Genomic DNA, 17,797 nt, shown 5'->3' on the forward strand with positions numbered 1-17,797 from the left:
AATCATACTCTTCAAAACCTTCAATCACACCTTTTGCAATGTAATTGGGATGAGCCTGCTTCCCTTCATACTCTCGCTGACATTGAACCTCTACAACCTGTTGATGGTTTCCGATTGCAAGTGTTTGATACCGGCTTATAGACGGTAGTAGTTTAATTTTTAACTGTATTAGTGTTCAATTCTACTTCTTTATCAAAAGCTTTAACAATAGCCTCAGGCAACTGCGCCTTCTCTATCCATTGATCATCTCCATAAACACCTGCTGATAAATAATCAAATGGCTCAAAACCAATACGCTTTACATTGCGTTTACTCTTTATTTTGAAGTCGTAGCCTTTAGCATTTTTAAAGTATGGATCTGCAATAATACTATGTTTGTCATGTCCTGTTTCTTTCCATTTAACAAAAGACTTTCCATTATATGTATATTTTTTGCCTGCAGTATTCCAATATAAGTTGTTGTCCATTTGAATATTTATTTTATCCCAGGAACCTTCCAAAACAACACCTTCATCGAACACAACAATGTTGTTATTAAACCTAAATGAACGGTGCTCTTCGACCCTTGTACACTGCAATTGAAACTGCTTTGCAAAAGCGAATATATTATTACGGATAATATTGTTTTTTCCAAAATGCTGATGAAAACCACCTGTTTTAGTCGAGTATACCAAATTGTTTTCCATAACAATGTCAGAAGATCCCTCATCTGTATATAGTCCCCAACCACCATACGAATATGCATGTATATGATGCACCACATTATTACTAATAACTGTTCCTTCGGATTTGCCAAGTGTATAAACAGCTGCCATATCGCTCAACAATGCCCAACCAATGTGGTGAATTTTATTGTATTTGATGATATTTCTTTTGGCAGTACTTTCGGCATATCCCCATACCCAACCAACAGATATTCCGGTATAATAGAAATTGCTAATATCATTATGCGATACTTCATTATCGGAACTGTGTCCAATCCACACCCCAACAGCTGCTGGAAACTCTTGACCTCCTGTTTGAATAATATTATTGTGCAACCTGATATTGTGAGTATGATTAATTCCTTCCTGAGATGAAAAATCACCAAGATAAATACCTCCTCCACCTAAATCATTTAAATAACAATGCTCTACCTTACTGTCACTACACCCCTTTCCAAACCACAAACCATGCTGACCTGTTTGAGAAATCTCACAATTGATGAATGCTATGTTTTTAGCTCCTTGCAACATGACTGCGGCATCAATTAGGGCTGCGGCCTGATTTGGTTCGGATCCAGTGCTTGGCATTCTATAATGACAATGAGAGAAAGTAATACCTTCAAACTTTATGTTCTCAACAAACTGATTTTTGGATGCATCGCCTTCTATTGATATTAATCGTTCAAGCGCAGGAGCAACTACCTCAGAATTCTCTGGTGTTTCACCGGGTAATGGCAGGTATTGTAATTGGCCATTTTGATTTAAAAACCATTCTCCTACTTGATCCAGTGCAGCGGCATAATTTTCAAATACAATTCGCCCTCCACTTTTTATTGGATTCCATGGCTTCATACCTTTTCCTGTTGTGTAGATTTTAGCACTATCCCTATCTATCTGATCTATAAAGCGTAAAGTAAAATCCCACTTATGATATGCTCTAAAGCGCACATCTTGTAATTCCTGATCGGTTATATCCTTAAGAGGCATAAAGTTGGTCGTATCAAAAGAAAATATCTGCTGAGCTTTCTCTGCGACACGCCCCTTACCATGATACCAGATATTCTGTTTAACTTCATCAATCTGTAAATAACCGCTATTAGGCGTGCGTGCTAAAACAGCTCTTCTTCCATTTACATACAATTGATCAAACCTCCAATTGTAATATAAACACTCTGGAATGTTCGTTACCCATGCTCCATTCTTATTGACCCGAAATCCGCAAATTTTCTTGCCCCCGCTAAATACAGGCTTACTGCCTTGTTCGGCCCTATATACTATCGGATGCAGCATGGTGCCACCGTCTTCTGGTTGTAACACGAATGGTTCCTTCATCTCATACATTCCATCACGAATAACAACCTCAATCAATAAGTTTAGATCATGATTTTGCCTGTAAGCCCTAACAGCATTTCTGGCTCCAGTTAAGGTTGCCAATGGTTTTTCTTTTGTACCAGGATTTAGGTCATTACCATCAGGCGCAACAAAGAACCTTATTTGTTTATCTTCTGTTTGACCATAGATATTAGCATTATTCCCAGAAAACCAAACAATTAAGAGCAGTAGTATATATGTTATATTTATTTTCATTTGTAAATATTTGTCGAAGAGTTTACTTGCTTATTATTTCTACATATTTTTTAACAGCCTTATCCATCCCCTCATCACTATGCAACTCTTTATAAAGATTATTAAAACTAAACGGAAGGTAGAGCGATGCACACTGTGTATTGTTATCCTTTAGTTCTCTGAATTCAACCCAAAGTCGTTCATATTGAATAAAGGCATCTCTAATACTGCCAGAATCGTAGTTTCCAGTTTTATCTCCCTGTAATCCTTTAAGCATAATGATCCATGCCTGCTGAATAATTTCATATTTTATTCGCCCATAAGTACATGAAACTTTCAAATAGTCAATAAAATACTCATCTCCAGAATCAAAGTGATTGGCCAACTGTTCAATTTCTTTCCAGATTTTAACAGCCTCAGCCTTTTCTTCCAAAATAGCGTCTGTCAAATTATTCTCTACAATATGATTAAACTCCTTATTGGTTTTACCCCAGGCCTCATCATTATGATTGTTAAATTCGGGAATTGTTAGCCCCCCCATAAACTGATCGCGAATCCACCAAGGATTTATTTTAGTTATTTTACTGCTTCTGCCATAAAAAACACCTCTATTTGAAAGCATAGCAATCTGCCTAAAGTTTTTAGTATCCTTTGACGACAAACCAAGATCCTGACAATAATTTTTAAATATAGTTGCCTCGTCAATATTCATGTCTTTCGCCCATTGGCTTAGTACATATGCATTCAGGTCGCACCAAAGTTCATTTTTGATGTATGGCCCCTTCCAACCACCACCACGCGACCATGTCCATACTCCTTTAAAATTGGGGTTTACCTTTAAGTCATCAAGACATTTATGCCCTTCCAGGTCCTCATATTCTTCAAACCCATTGATAACAGCTTCAGCAATGTAGTTTGGATGCGCTCCTTTTCCTTCGTATTCACGCTGACATTGTACTTCAACAATTTGAGGGTGCTTACCAATTCCTAAAGTCGGATTAAAAGGGAATGTACGCAGAAAATCACCTTTAGTATGTTTAATGGAAAACACCAGGTTTTCGTGTGGTTCAACCTGATCGGTTATCGCTAAATAAACCTCTGGTTCGGTATGAAACCAGCCAAAATCCCAGGTTCGGTAAAAAAGCTTTTTGTTTCTCTTTACACATAACTCCTCACGCAGTATGTTCAGTAATTTAACATGGTCACTTATACCTTCTTCTCCCTGCCGCACAGGTTTTCCACCCATATGGAAAGGCGTATCGTGCAAATAAGTTTCTCCAAAACGAAGCACCAGACCATCAAGTGAAGGGAAACGTTCGAAGATGCCATCGATTTGAGCCTTCACCAGCTTTTGAATGATTTCATTCTGTATATTAGGCTTGCGCACATTTTTTACAGCACCTCCATAACCATGCAGGTCAGTTTCTTCCTGCCCCATGGCTTGTCCGTACTTTTTCCAGAGAGACTGCGGAGCTACAAAAATATCGGTAAAAGCAAACACATCAATTCCGGCAGCATCACAATCCTTTAATTTTTGATCGATCATTGCAGCTCTTGCTTCAATCCAGTTTCGCTCTTCACTGCCTTCGGGTACAATGCCCTCTTCAAAATTATCATAGGTAATCGCACAATTTACATACCATTGCGTACCCATTCCATTATACCCTCTGGATTTGACAAAGGCAGGATTCGTATACATTGAAACCGTGGGCGCTTCTCCCGGGTTGTTATGAACCATATCAAGAACAAACTCTGCAGCAACCTGTCCATCTACCTTATTATGAGTTGTTGGATAAGAACATGCCAATTCACAAATAGCAATACATGCGTAAGCAATTATTTTTAATCCTGATTGTTTTTTCATTTTACTAATTCCTAGAATATTATATTTCCAATTGTTCTCCTGATGACGCCTGTATCGGCTCCTATATTTGTCTCTCATTTACTTATATTCCGTCTGGTTTATTGAACCCCATGTTACATTAATATGATATATACATTAACATTGTAAGACGTGTTCCACCATCACTAGATTATGCATTTCACATAAATATTACTATATGTCACTATTTCTGAATATTATTTATGTCATTTTCTTCATCATATAAAAGCGCACATCTCCTAACAGCCAAACATATTCTCTTATTCTGCAACTTTCTTATATCCAAAAGCTTCAAATTCAGCAAAACTAAATGAGGCTGTTTTATTCTTAGCAACAATCCTCAGATAACGAAATGGCTGAGGTTCATTTAAAAACACTTCCCACATATTACTACATTTGGTATCGGTTTTATAATAGGCTACCACCTCGTTTTTCGCAGCCAATACAGTGTAATCTTTAAAGGAAGAATCATTTGAAGCCTGAACTTCATAATTGGAGCGGGATGTGGATTCAAAGCGATCTTTAACAGGGATTATCACCAGTTTTTCCAGAACATACGCATCCTCCATATCCACTTGATACCAGGCATTTCCATTTGTGCCAGATGCCGTATGCCAATACGTTTCCCAATTATTGTCATTACCATATTCCGCAATATTTTCATCTTTCTCAGACGACACTATAACTGGCTTATTTTTTAACAAGCTTTCATGTCCATATGCATGCGTTGCCATATCCTGATAGTCCTTTTCTAATCCGGCATTATTCATAATGCTTATGGCAGAATCCGGCCACTGTTCATTTTCAATATAATGGTAGTTAATTAGTTGAGCTCCACCAGCACTCGGACATGGAGCATCGCCATAATTATTATCAAAAATCACCCTATCGGAACTTGACATCCAGGCTCTGCATACATGCTCAGCATGAGAATCTTTACTTACATTATTCTGCCATCGTGAATCATTACTCCAGTTATCTGCATAATAAACATCCATCACATTTTGACTGGTATACACCACATAATTCTCTTCAACCAGGCAATTAGGATAATAGCCATGAGTATATAGAGTTCCCCCATCACGAATTCCCCACTTGTGCATAGACGAAGAACGTGAAAGCAGGTTCCGGCGATAAGTCAAACGTCCAATACCTGTATGGTGTGTAGGTTTATCTCCTATACGCGCATGGATACCGGCATAGGCAATGTCAGAAATATCATTATTCTCGATAATAACATCATAGGCCGCAAAGGTGTTTATTGCACTGGCCTGGTAATAATCACGTCCAATATTTCTAACTACATTATTCCTGATGAGGGTATGTTTACAAATCGTACTGTCTGGGCAAAGCAATTTATCCGTGTACCATTTTCCAGTACTAACGGCTGCTGCACTCAAATCATAAAAGTAATTACCCTCAATTCGGATACGCATAGTGCCCTCGTATGGCTGAATACCGCATGATCCCAAGTGACGAAATACCGAGTTTTTGATCTGCACATCATCGGCATAGTTCAGTATTATCTGACCAGGAACTTCACTGTCGTAACGACCGGTTATTTCTGCCTGTGATCTGCCTAAAAGATGCTTTTCAGGATACAACCAGTTACCATGCTGAAAAACTAAACCATCAAATACTATGTTTTTAATTCTTGCCGCATAGGTTCCTCTAAAATCCACCAACCTCTCTAACACAGGAACATAAACATCTGCCTCATTTATATTTTCCCATGAATGAGGCATGTAGTATATTTTATCCTCAGTTGTATTTAAACACCACTCACCTGGCTCATCAAGCTCCTCAATAGCATTAACGATGAAATGCCCCATCGCCCCTGACGCATCCTGCCATGTTGTCCACCATTGAAAATCGGAATTAGATAAACGAAAAATATAGGAACTATCTGTTTCCATAATTTCTTCTACCGGGATTTGAAGCATTTTAAACACCAGAAGAGCATGTATACTTAGATCATTAACATTCGAATATGACTTATGCAAGTCCTGTTTACTAAACTCAATACCATCTAGTTCTTGTTCTGTTTCCGGATCATTCCACCAATGCCTTGTAGGGTGCTTACTAATGGCAGAACGAACGTCCCCTTTCTGTATATCACCAAACTTAGGTGCACTTATTGCTCGAAAAGGCTTATTTGAAATAGCCTGCTGTGCGCGAATACCATTTACGTAGAGCTGTTTAAAGTAGCCAGCATAACCCAAATCCTCTGAAACATCAGCAACGTAATAATCTGTTCCAGTCACTTTTTCCCAATTCTTCACCGTTCGTCCACCGCACATGACCGGTTTTTCATCTTCTAAGTTTCGATAAACCACATTGTATCCATTTGAGCCTGAGTCTTCAGCATCGAATCGTAGAGTTTTATCTAATTGATAACGCCCAGGTGCTATATAAACACATATATCGGCTTTCATATTCTTGTTCAGACCATTTCTGCGAATTAGGTTTCTTGCTCCTTCAATTGTTTTAAGAGCTGTTTCAGGGCTTAATCCATCAGCTGTGTCGTCCCCCTCAATATTTACAAATATTTCATACCCCTTAAATTCATTGCCTCTTTCTTTTACAACATTCAAAGTATCGCAGGCCAATACACTAAATGCCAAAAAGGAAACAAGCACTATTTTTAGTAGACCATTTGGAATTTCTTTTATTAACATAGCTATTTATTTTTGAAAAATTATTACACAATTAATTGACTAACAAAACAGGACTAACCCCCTTTATATTCAACACCTTGACACTCTTCAATCTATATCTCGGCAATAAAGCACTGTTCTGTACTGTTCTGCCAAATCAAAGATAATTCATTTAATAAATTGAACAAATTTTCATTCTACTCCTCAAATATTATTATTCTTAGCTTTCCAAAACTCTTCTATCTCCTCCAGACTTTTTCCCCTGGTTTCAGGTACATATCTATAAAAGAACATTGTTGCCAACAGGCACATCGCCGCAAAGGTGAAAAATCCGGCCGCCATTCCTATTTTGGCAACATACCAGGGAAACACAAATGCTGTCAGGAAATTGATTCCCCAGTTGACAAAGGTGGCTATCGACATGGCCCTTCCCCTGATACGGGTTGGAAATATCTCACCAATTAACACCCAAATAACAGCATTGATTGAAATTGCAAGACTTGCCATATAGACGCTCAACATTATCACAATCCAAATACCCGAAGTTTGCCCTATCAAGAATTGTGTTGCAATGATGAATAATGAAACGAAGACAGATGCCATACCCCATATAAGAAGAGGACGGCGCCCCCAACTATCTATCTTCCAAAGAGCAATAATGGTAAAAATCAGGTTGATGATCCCTATTGCCACCTGAAACTGAAGGGCACTGTCCAGTTTAAAACCGGCACTTTCAAGTATGGTAGGGCCATAATAAACAATAATGTTTACGCCCGTAAATTGTCCAAAAACAGATAAGCCTACACCTACAATTAAAGCAAGGCGCAAACCGGGTTTGATTAATTCACTTATTTTTCCTTTTACATGATTATCGGTTTGGCGGATTTCTTCCAATTCAGTATTAGCAATTTTAACTCCACTTATTCTTAGAAGGATAGCATAGCCTTTATCATGGAGACCATTCTTTATAAGCCAGCGAGGACTTTCAGGAATTAAAAACAACAAAAGAATAAAGAGCCCGGAAGGAATCATTTCAGAGCCAAACATGCCACGCCATACATCAGCAACCAGATATTTATGAAATATGCCGGTTGCAACAGTTGCAGGTAGGTCATTATTGTGTGAAATATTTAAGAGCCACCAATTAGAGAAGTATGCCAAAAGAATGCCTATTACTATGGAAAGCTGATATAAGGCAACGAGCCTGCCCCTGATTTTTGGTGGTGCAACCTCTGAAATATACAAAGGTGCCAATACTGAGGCTATACCAACACCAATGCCGCCAATGAGCCTGGCAAAAATAAGAGCTACGAAGTGTTGAGGAATGGCCGAACCAAAAGCAGAAACAAAAAACAACAAAGCAGCCACCATTAGAACGGGTTTTCTGCCGTACTTGTCACTTAAAGCGCCCGCGATGGCAGCACCTGCGATGGCACCTACCAGTGCCGAACTGGCAAACCAGCCCACTTCAATTTTACTGAGCGAAAAATAGCTTTCAACAAAAGTAAACGTTCCGGAAATAACGGCTGTATCAAAGCCAAAAAGCACACCACCCAATGAGGCCACAAAACATATTAGTGCCAGGAAGCGTTTATTCCCCTTTTCTGAGTAAGCGGTTGTAAGCTGCATATTCTTATTTGTTATTTTTATCAATTTGATTCAATGTCTTCCAACCTTGATATAAGAAACGGGGAGTATGAAAACACCCTTTCCACTTTCCTCCCTTTAAGGGCAGCAATACCTCACCTTGTCGGTTCAGGTAGCCATACCACTCACCGTACTCCTTATCGGCAAAGTGTTCCCAGGTATAATCATGAAGTTTCCTGAACCACTCCCAGCATTTTTTATTTCCGGTGTTAGCATAGCCTTTTAACATAGCTAAAATAGCCTCCTGGTGTACCCACCATAATTTTTGGTCCCAATCAAGGCGGTCAGGCGGGTTGCCCAACAGGTCTTTAAAATAAAAGATGCCACCGTACTTCTGGTCCCAACCAAAATCGAGAATATTAAACGAAATATCAATGGTCTTTTCTATCAGCTTATCATCTCCGTTACGCCTGCCAATATCCATCATAAACCACATAGCCTCCAATCCGTGACCGGGATTAACAAGTCGCCCATCAAAAGTATCCATAAAGCTACCGTTGGTCGCCACTGTTTCCACAATTAGACCATGCTCTTTTCGGTAGAATACATCCATCACTTCTTTGGTAGCAAACGCTATGGTTTCATTTACCAGCGAAGCATCCAACACATGCTCCAATTCCATTACCAGATTTGATAAAATCATAGGCAGGGCAAAACCTTTAGCCGGACGTGTTCCCGGGAATGATTTATCATACTTTCCTTTCGGATTTTCCTTTCTGCCAAGGATATTCAGAAATGTTTTTTTCGCCAAGTTACTGTACGCTTCATTTCCTGAGGCTTTCCCCAACTGTGCAAAAGCCATAGCCGCAAAACAATCCGAAAAAATGTTGTAGGGTTGAACAAGGGGTTCGCCCTCTTTGGTAAGTGAAAAATACCAGTTGCCCTCCTTGTCCATTCCATTATTCATTAGAAAATGGGCACCATGTTCTGCTATTTCCAACCATTCCTGTTTGGCCTCCATATTATTATACAGCATTGAAAACAGCCACACCTGACGACACTGAAGCCAGATAAACTTATCGGTATCATACACTTTACCTTCCCTGTCGAGGCAAGTAAAATAACCACCATGTTTAAGATCAAGAGAGTGGTTCTCCCAAAACGGAAGAACGTTTTCTAATAGTGTGCTTTTATATAAAACAGCATATTCTTCAATATTCATTGTTTGCTTAATATTGTTTTAAACTTTGTACTTCCTATTCATTAGTGTTCCACTCCCGGTAACATTTGGTTCCAGATTTCATCCATATTGCTGCCGATGGTCGATTGTTTCGTGATATCCCAGAAGCTTGTATCTTTTAACTTCAGAGCAAGCGTTGTTGTAATAAAACTCTGCGTCCAACCGGTAAGCGTTCCCCAGGCTCCCCAACCGTGGTCGGCATTAGAACCATAATACTCCCAGTTTTCGTAATCGAAAGCCCGGAACCAACAACCATCAAGATCGGCACGTCCATTGGTGGTGGTTTGGATACGAACCAAAAAATCAGCCAGCTTATCCACTGCTTCCAAATATTTTGTTTCACCCGTTGCCCTTGCCGCTTCATTCAGTGCAAAAAAAGCAAAGTTGGTAGTATAAAGCATGTCAGCCACCGGTTCCCCGTTAAACTGAATAAGTGGTGCTTCGGTTGAGCCGTAATGGTCATTGCTTTTGGGAGCCCCGTACTTACCATTGCCACCTATACCCAATTCTTCCTGCAGGGCGCCGCAAGCCACCTGATTTGTTAATAAATCGTCACATATTTGCTTCAACCATGCTCTATGCTGAGATGTATCTTCAGTTCGTACCAGCCACGACAGGGGCAGTATCATCCTAGCCCGCTCCTGCTGAAGGCCATTGGCCCATAGCCAGTTTGCCGGGTAGTTATCCATCGTAATTTTTATCGCTGTTTTGGCTTTGTCTAATAGTGGTTTGTAACCCGTTTTATCATACAACCAGAGATATGTGGCCCAAAGCCACGATTCATAATGCGGGGCTATGTTCTCCAGGTCTCTTTCCATTAACACCTGCCAGGTAAGCTGGTCTATGTTTTCACCCATTAGGGCTCCACTTCGGAATCCCTTTTTACCGGAAGTACGAAAATTAGCCAGGATCAATTCTGTTATCTGTTTGTCCCAAGTACTATTCTCCATCGTAATTGAGGCCAAAATGGTTCCAAGAATTATTCGGGCGTTATCATCGCCATAATAACGGTTAGTATGCGTATCAGCCCAGCCTATCAACCCATAGGAAGATTTTGCCGGATCTTTGCTGCTTACTGTTTTAAAAGTGTTTGTATTAAACAGGAAGTTCATCAGGTTGGTAGCAACATCCTGATATTGTGGATTTCCTTTAATATTGTTTGCCATAGCATAGGTCATGGCAGACTCGGCCACACAATCGCCCCGTAACCAGTAACGGTACTGCTGACTTCCATCCGGGTTAATCCATGAATAGTGCCCTTCCATGATGCCTAGCGAACCATCTCCGGAGGGTAAGGATAAATCCATGGGTGGACCAACTGGTAATTTCTGTATATTAATTTGTTTCCAGGTATCCTTCCAATCAGGATGAATCAAAAACCGTGATTTTTCATACCAGGCTGCACCGCGCTCAATTGCATTTTGGTAAGCATTGACCGTCAGGACATCCTCTGGACCATAGGCCGGCTTTACCAAAGGTTCCCATTGGACATCTTCTTTATCCATACCAATGGAAAGAAGCGAAAAAATGCCCTCTAAGACATTTCTGCAATTGTCGTAAGGCGCATAACGACCTTTTAAAAAATCACTTAGCTTTGTTGTTGATATTAATACACCATCATCTTCAAAAAGCACCGGAAAGTTAGGTGTATCGTCTAAACCATAAATGGCCACTTTAAAACCGGCCACTTTGGCTCCTTTCAGGTGACACTCCCTATCGGGTACGTTAACATACGAATATAGACCAGCATCAACGATGCTCAAATTGTGTTCTTTACCCAGAAACGTTGAGGCAACAACAATCCTTTCTTTTTCTGTCGACTTGATTTCTCCGGTTTCTCCCGATGGTAAACGGTCAGGGAACTCCACAAAAACCTTTAGATTCTTTTCTTTGGCCTTTGTATAAAAATCGGCAGGAAGCATTGTTTTTTTAGCCGGATAATCTTTTGCCAATACCAAAAGGGTTTCATTGCCCGGGCTGGCCTTCAGGGCCTCAGCAATATCATCATAACGCTGGCAGTTCTGTTCCCGGGTCTTTAACAACTGGTACAAATCGTTGTTTTCATCACAGCATATACTAACCGTATTACTTCTGTTCGGCTCTTCAATTATACCATTCATAACTGCTGACTTTCCTTTGCAGGAAATGGCTATCAGCCATAACAGAACCAGGATTATTAAACCTGATGCTTTATGCATACCATTGGTTATATTAATACATTTATTTATCATTATTAAGCTAATTTTTATAAGTTATTATGGTTTTATTATTTCATTTTAACTATACTTTATCAACAAAACCAGTGGTGTTTACAACTCCAATACCTATGTTAATAAAGTTATATCACTCTTTGAACACGTTCTCTGAAACATCTACCTAATTATATGTTACATTAACGATTGGTAACGGAGGTTCGTCAATAGGCGTATCAGAAGGTATTGATTCTGTTAAAGGCACATCTCCATGTTTTTGCCTCAGTATTTTTACACCTCTTATTGGACCATACCATAAACTGACCAGGTTACCAACGCAACCTCTATCTACATTTTGTTGCGAATAAATCGTAATAAATTGATCAAAAATTGCTAACACCTCATTACAAATGTTAACATATGCGCGTTTATCCTTTTCCGATAATTCATTGGCAGTATCAAATTTATCTAGTTCCCACGCTTTTTGAAATGCCTTAATATATAGTAATGTTGCCATTAACCTGTTATCTAAAAATGATAATTGATTTTTGCCAACCTCACTTATTGTAGCATCGGCACACTCTTTTAAATGTTGCCTTACAACTTCATAACCATCATACAGCTTTTTCAATCGTGATAATTTGTAACTCGTCACCGGAAAACCATTTCTCCATCGTCCTTCCCAACAAAAGCCAAAGTTTCCAAGACTATCAGTACCATAAATATCAACTTGATCCAAAGCTTCCATGGCAAGTATAAATTTTTCTCTGGGCTTTATTTCGTAGAAAGAAGCAAAATCATCGTAAAAATCACTTGGTTTTATTGCACCCTTGATGGCCGACTCAGATGCATACCTTGCTGTTATATAATTTTCAGCAGTACGCCAATGATTATACAAAATTGCATTAACGGTGCCATCAGATGATTGCTTACTGGCATAGTCTATTGTTGACATAATACCACTAACACCGTTTTGTTGAAGAAACATCATCCCATCAAATTCTATCCATGAATAAATAACTGATTGATTCCAGTCCGTATCACGTATAATTTTTGGCACATTGTTTTTTACTCTTGAGCTTTGATGTCCTGATAATATTGCAACTTCAATATCAGGTGCATTTTGACGTGCTAAATAATAGGCAGCTTTAGCGTAGTCAGGTATTGCACAATAGACACCAATTTTTGCACTTAATGCATCATTTATGATGTTGTTATTCTTCAGATGATCGATGACTTTAGCACTATGTCCTACCTGGCCATATATATAAGCCAAGTCGGTCTGCTCTTCCCTAATTGGATTCATTACAATATCATCTTGCCAATATCTATCCCCATAGTGTTGACGAATCATCTCCTCGGTTTGCCTTCTGGTTGTATATGCTCCCCATCCACCAGCTTCTTCAGTGATAAACTCTAAAGCATCAATCATTGGGTATTCCTTCAAAATGGCTTTCACTGTTTCCACAGTCTTACCTACCTCAACATCTGTACTGCGAGGTTCAAATGAAAACTGTAGTTGCATCCCGGATCTTTTAGTTTCAGACATAATCTTATGCAACCATTGCATTGCTTGCTTACTCTTTTCGGCTTTATCTTCATACACTTGCTCTATTTCAGGAATACAAAAATATTTTTCATTCGTTGCCATTAGTTTAATCTGGTCATTGTCTGGAATAAAATGTGTTTTCCCATAGAAGAAATGCCCGGCATATTCAGTTGTATCCTTACGATTCACTTCATACCATTGTCCGGGATAACTATGAAAAGTCATGTAATTAAATTTCATCCTGGCAAGGTTATGAATATACTCTATGGCTTCATGTTCTGTCCATGCCGACACATCCATTGGAAAATTAATATGCTGACGGATGCCACGCTTCTTTACAGTAGGTAGAATAGTTTCCTCTTGATTTTTTAATGAGTCAAGTATTAAACCGTTTTTTAGCTTGGGTCCAGTGATTTCAAATCGATAACCTCCTTTTTCTAAAAAGCTATAAAGAGCATGTAGCTGTGTAGTAGCATTTGCCCCTTTGAATACAACATGGTTTTTCCCTTTTTTTTCGTTGCTTGAATATGCAAATTGGTATGGTGCCATGCTTGTATCTTTTTCAAAATGGAATAACCAATTTGCTTCATTTATACACGAGCTATCGACAAAAATGAAACTACCGCTTTTTTCGGTCAAATGCATCAATTCTTCATGAGCAAATGCGCTAACCGGATCAGTTTGTGAGGTAACCATTGATGCCTTCTCTGGCCCGCGAGAGCAAGCGTATAGGCATAATACGAGAAATAAAATTACTTGTATTTTCATAGATGTGTTCTGTTTATTTTGCTTCACTAAACTTTTGTGAGATTAGAATATTATGGATGTACTCTGTAATTAAATCGGCTTCCTTAGCAACACCCGTATCATTAAAATGTATGCCATCGTTGCTATAATATTTTAATTCATCAGCAGTCTCTGAATAAAAATCAATTAATGGAACATTATTTTTTTGAGTAAACTCAAATAAGAACTTATTCCTCTCAATAATTTGATCATTTCGTTTAGCAAACTGTGACAAATTATTTTTTTCTCGTATGGCAGTTATATTAACCCAAACCACGGCATCTTTAGCATTTTGTTTTAATAATTCATTTACAATACTCACATGGGTTCCATATTCCTCGATACTATAATCACCACCATGCAACCCGTTATTAAATGTGATTATGTCGAAATTATTGATGGTGAGTACTGATTCTAATTGTTTAATAAAAACCGGATCACCAAGGCTTTTAGAAGTAGTAAATTTGCTACAACTAACCTTATCGCCTATTTTCTTTGCTATAACTTCATAGTATCTTTCAACATGAGAGTCTCCTACTATAAGAACTTTTGGTAGAATCGTATCATTAGTATTTACAAGCCATGTACGTGACCATTCGGTATTTTCATTTTTCACCTCTCCATTATGTTCACTATTTGAGCTTGTACAGCTAAACATGACGCAACACAAAAACAATAGGCCAATTGTATTTTTCATCTTTTAAATTTTATTTTTTAAGTGGTCAAATGGAACTCTCAAATAAATTTGTTCATCCTCTTGTGAGTCAATTTGGATAATTAAAATTTAAATGCTCGTTTATTTTTTTTATAGTTTGTTATAAAACACATAAGAAATAGTGCCTTTATTTAGGTCTTCAAATGGCCCTGCAGTAGGATTTTTTTCACATCTGCCATTTCCAAAGAAGTCTTGCCCAATTTGTAAAGGTGAGTCATCTGCATTAACAAATTGCAAATCCGGAATTAATGCTTTTCCCAATAAGGTAGTGTTCACAACACTATTTTGCATCTTAATGATTTTCTTGTTTATATTCATTGAGAGCAATAAACCTTCTCCTGTCTCTTTTATTGTTATTTCAGGATTATAATCTAATACCAATTTATTAGATTCTGCATCAAAAGGTTCTGCCCGATTCAAATAAACATTGCCATTAACCCACATTGGCAATTCGGTATTTTTGTAGGCTCCTAATCCAGAACAACTGTTTTTACTTCCAGTAGCACCGCCAACAAAAATATTGTTGTAAAAACGATTGTCTCCACATTTGGTTGCTTGTAATCCCGCCAGCTTAGTTTGATGTGGAAAATGGTATGGTGTTTCTCTGTCAGGCACAGGTATTACTTCTATATTGCCAACTAACAGGTTGTGCACATAAGCACCACCTTGCGACATATCGCGAATGGCCATATCCGACAACATAATATTATTATCAACAAGAAACGGTCCGTGATTTACTTCTACAAATAGATCTTGCCTGGTATTGTGGTGAAAAAGATTTCTCCTAACCCTGCATCCCTGGCTCATCCAGTCGAGCCATAAACCACGGTCACAATGCGAAATGTGATTATTTTGAATAAGCATATCAATGGAAGCATGAATTTTTATACCCCCCATTTCAGCTCCGGACCACATTCGTTTTGTGTAAATTCTGGAGATATGGTTGTTTTCAATTATACTGAAAATGCCTCCCATGCTGCCACAAATTCCGGTTTGTTCGCAGTCAGAAATGACATTGTTACGAATAATATGCGACCCTATTTTTTCTTTATTCCAACCGCGTGCAAGAGCGCGCTTAATGGTTTCAACATAACCCTCTGCCGAATTCTCAGAGGTGTTATCAAATTCATCGCCATGTTTACCCAAGGTAATTCCTGAGCATTTTGAATTACTGATTATGTTGTTCTCTATTATCCAGCCTTTACTCCAGTTGGTACCAACTAATCCTATTTGTTCGGCAGTAGGCGGTGCCCACGGTGTAGCAGCCTGGCTCATTTGAAAACCACTAACTGTAATGTAATTGATGTAATTTTCGATTGGATAAAAACAAGCTTTACGCACATTAATTTCTACTAATTCCTCATTGGGGTTAGATTCTTGAAAATTGGCGTATATATGGGTATTGACCTTGTCGACTTCGCAATACCATGTATAAATTGAGCCTTCTGAATCATGAGCTTCTATTACTGGTTGCGGATTCAAAACCTTTTCAAGCATTTCCATTTCCCACAATGATTTTCCATTCAAATATACTTCGCCAGTATGATGAACTCTGCCATTGTCCCAAAACCAATCACCTTTTATTTTATCTTTATAAGGATTATAATTTCCAAAAAACGTATTTGGAATAGTGACCTTCCAAACATTCCCCTCAAATTTAGTCCAGTTATTTATTTGCTCCGAACCTTTTATCTCTACCTTATCGCCCTTTGCTGCACGATATACAATTCTCCCGCTATCTGAATCACCCCCACGAGGAGGATTCACCCATTCACGGTAAATTCCCTTATGAACTGTAATTGTATCGCCAGGCATTGCCATGCTAGCAGCCTTTTGGATGGTTAAGAATGGTGCGCTCTCATTACCTAAGTTTTCATCATTACCTTTTTTTGAAACATGGTATTCGTGTGCTGAAACTAGTGTTGAAAACAGAACTAATATGATTAGTATTTTTAATTTCATGTGTTCCAATATTTCTTTTAAATTCAAATATAAAAAAGCATATTAATTTTAGTTTTGAGAAAAAAATAACCCAAAAAGCCCAAATTTATCTAACAAAACTTTAATGCTCTTTCCTTAAAATCTGAAAAACTCTTTCGGTTAAAAGGGTTGCTTCTTTAGCAACCCCTTCATTATTAAAATGTATCCCATCATTATTATAATAGTCTATATTATTAGCTGTAGCTGAATAAAAATCAACTAGTTTAATATTGTTCTCTTTTGTAAATTCCGAAATGAAGCTATTGCGTTCAATAATTTGTTTGTTCCTGTCTGCAAATGCTTCAATGTTGTTCTTTTCTCTTATGGCAGTATTATTCACCCAAATAACAGATTGCTTTGCATTTTTCTTCAATAATTCATAAACCACCGGAATGTAACCGGCATACTGTTCAATATTGTAATCTGCTCCGTGTAGGCCATTGTTGAACGCTATGATATCAAACTCATTTATCATTAAAACCGACTCAAGTTGCTTAATAAAAACAGGGTCTCCCAGGCTTTTTGAGCTTGTAAATTTGCTGCAGCTTACACTGTCACCAAGATTCCGGGCCACAACAGGATAATATCTTTCCACATGCGAATCGCCTATTATCAATACCTTAGGCTTAAGTGTATCGTTGGTATTTACAATCCACGTATGTGTCCATTCTGTATTTTCATTAATTTTTTCTCCATTTGGGTTACGGGTCTGCTCTGCACAGCTATATATTAAAATAACTGTTAAAAAAAGCAGTAAGAATTTATTCTTCATAATGTATTAATTAACTCATTCAATAATAATTTTAATAAGTTGACCCTCTTTTAAGCACTACCTTTATTTGCCAATCACACTAAAAGTACTTATTAAAGGGCATGCCAAGGCATTTTCGATTTTTAAACGCACCTTATCTGTTGCAGGAAATTCAATATCGGTTGCCG

The 17,797-nt window shown here is 38.2% G+C and carries 10 protein-coding genes; all 10 read right to left on the bottom strand.

What is annotated here, in order from left to right; translation table 11 throughout:
- Positions 1-152: 152 nt before the first annotated feature.
- Positions 153-2,291, bottom strand: a complete 2,139-nt coding sequence (locus K7G79_RS13940; RefSeq protein ID WP_223552212.1) for a right-handed parallel beta-helix repeat-containing protein — start codon at positions 2,289-2,291, stop codon at positions 153-155.
- A 22-nt stretch (positions 2,292-2,313) separates the two neighbouring features.
- Positions 2,314-4,212, bottom strand: a complete 1,899-nt coding sequence (locus K7G79_RS13945; RefSeq protein WP_223552213.1) for a hypothetical protein — start codon at positions 4,210-4,212, stop codon at positions 2,314-2,316.
- Positions 4,213-4,412: 200 nt separating this feature from the next.
- A complete protein-coding gene (locus K7G79_RS13950) occupies positions 4,413-6,830 on the bottom strand; it encodes a discoidin domain-containing protein (RefSeq protein ID WP_223552214.1) in 2,418 nt (805 codons plus the stop codon).
- A 183-nt stretch (positions 6,831-7,013) separates the two neighbouring features.
- Complete coding sequence (locus tag K7G79_RS13955; protein WP_255575996.1) at positions 7,014-8,438, bottom strand: sugar porter family MFS transporter; 1,425 nt, start codon at positions 8,436-8,438, stop codon at positions 7,014-7,016.
- Positions 8,439-8,442: 4 nt separating this feature from the next.
- Positions 8,443-9,618 (bottom strand): AGE family epimerase/isomerase, encoded by a 1,176-nt coding sequence (locus K7G79_RS13960; RefSeq protein WP_223552216.1) that lies wholly within the window; start codon positions 9,616-9,618, stop codon positions 8,443-8,445.
- A 41-nt stretch (positions 9,619-9,659) separates the two neighbouring features.
- A complete protein-coding gene (locus tag K7G79_RS13965; RefSeq protein ID WP_223552217.1) occupies positions 9,660-11,834 on the bottom strand; it encodes a hypothetical protein in 2,175 nt (724 codons plus the stop codon).
- A gap of 178 nt (positions 11,835-12,012) precedes the next feature.
- Positions 12,013-14,145 carry a hypothetical protein gene (locus K7G79_RS13970; protein WP_223552218.1) on the bottom strand — a complete coding sequence of 711 codons (2,133 nt, stop codon included), beginning with the start codon at positions 14,143-14,145 and terminating at the stop codon, positions 12,013-12,015.
- Positions 14,146-14,158: 13 nt separating this feature from the next.
- On the bottom strand, positions 14,159-14,860 hold the full coding sequence (locus K7G79_RS13975; protein WP_223552219.1) for an SGNH/GDSL hydrolase family protein: 702 nt from the start codon (positions 14,858-14,860) through the stop codon (positions 14,159-14,161).
- 108 nt (positions 14,861-14,968) lie between these two features.
- Complete coding sequence (locus K7G79_RS13980; protein ID WP_223552220.1) at positions 14,969-16,840, bottom strand: right-handed parallel beta-helix repeat-containing protein; 1,872 nt, start codon at positions 16,838-16,840, stop codon at positions 14,969-14,971.
- 100 nt (positions 16,841-16,940) lie between these two features.
- Positions 16,941-17,630, bottom strand: a complete 690-nt coding sequence (locus K7G79_RS13985; RefSeq protein WP_223552221.1) for an SGNH/GDSL hydrolase family protein — start codon at positions 17,628-17,630, stop codon at positions 16,941-16,943.
- Positions 17,631-17,797 lie beyond the last annotated feature (167 nt).

Origin of the sequence: Aestuariivivens sp. NBU2969, assembly GCF_019931125.1 — a bacterium.
GTDB lineage: Bacteria > Bacteroidota > Bacteroidia > Flavobacteriales > Flavobacteriaceae > Aestuariivivens > Aestuariivivens marinum.

What these genes read in the sequence shown, in the direction of transcription:
- K7G79_RS13940 (WP_223552212.1), bottom strand. Translation starts at nt 2,291, where the DNA reads ATGAAAATAAATATAACATATATACTACTGCTCTTAATTGTTTGGTTT.
- K7G79_RS13945 (WP_223552213.1), bottom strand. Translation starts at nt 4,212, where the DNA reads ATGAGAGACAAATATAGGAGCCGATACAGGCGTCATCAGGAGAACAAT.
- K7G79_RS13950 (WP_223552214.1), bottom strand. Translation starts at nt 6,830, where the DNA reads ATGTTAATAAAAGAAATTCCAAATGGTCTACTAAAAATAGTGCTTGTT.
- K7G79_RS13955 (WP_255575996.1), bottom strand. Translation starts at nt 8,438, where the DNA reads ATGCAGCTTACAACCGCTTACTCAGAAAAGGGGAATAAACGCTTCCTG.
- K7G79_RS13960 (WP_223552216.1), bottom strand. Translation starts at nt 9,618, where the DNA reads ATGAATATTGAAGAATATGCTGTTTTATATAAAAGCACACTATTAGAA.
- K7G79_RS13965 (WP_223552217.1), bottom strand. Translation starts at nt 11,834, where the DNA reads ATGCATAAAGCATCAGGTTTAATAATCCTGGTTCTGTTATGGCTGATA.
- K7G79_RS13970 (WP_223552218.1), bottom strand. Translation starts at nt 14,145, where the DNA reads ATGAAAATACAAGTAATTTTATTTCTCGTATTATGCCTATACGCTTGC.
- K7G79_RS13975 (WP_223552219.1), bottom strand. Translation starts at nt 14,860, where the DNA reads ATGAAAAATACAATTGGCCTATTGTTTTTGTGTTGCGTCATGTTTAGC.
- K7G79_RS13980 (WP_223552220.1), bottom strand. Translation starts at nt 16,840, where the DNA reads ATGAAATTAAAAATACTAATCATATTAGTTCTGTTTTCAACACTAGTT.
- K7G79_RS13985 (WP_223552221.1), bottom strand. Translation starts at nt 17,630, where the DNA reads ATGAAGAATAAATTCTTACTGCTTTTTTTAACAGTTATTTTAATATAT.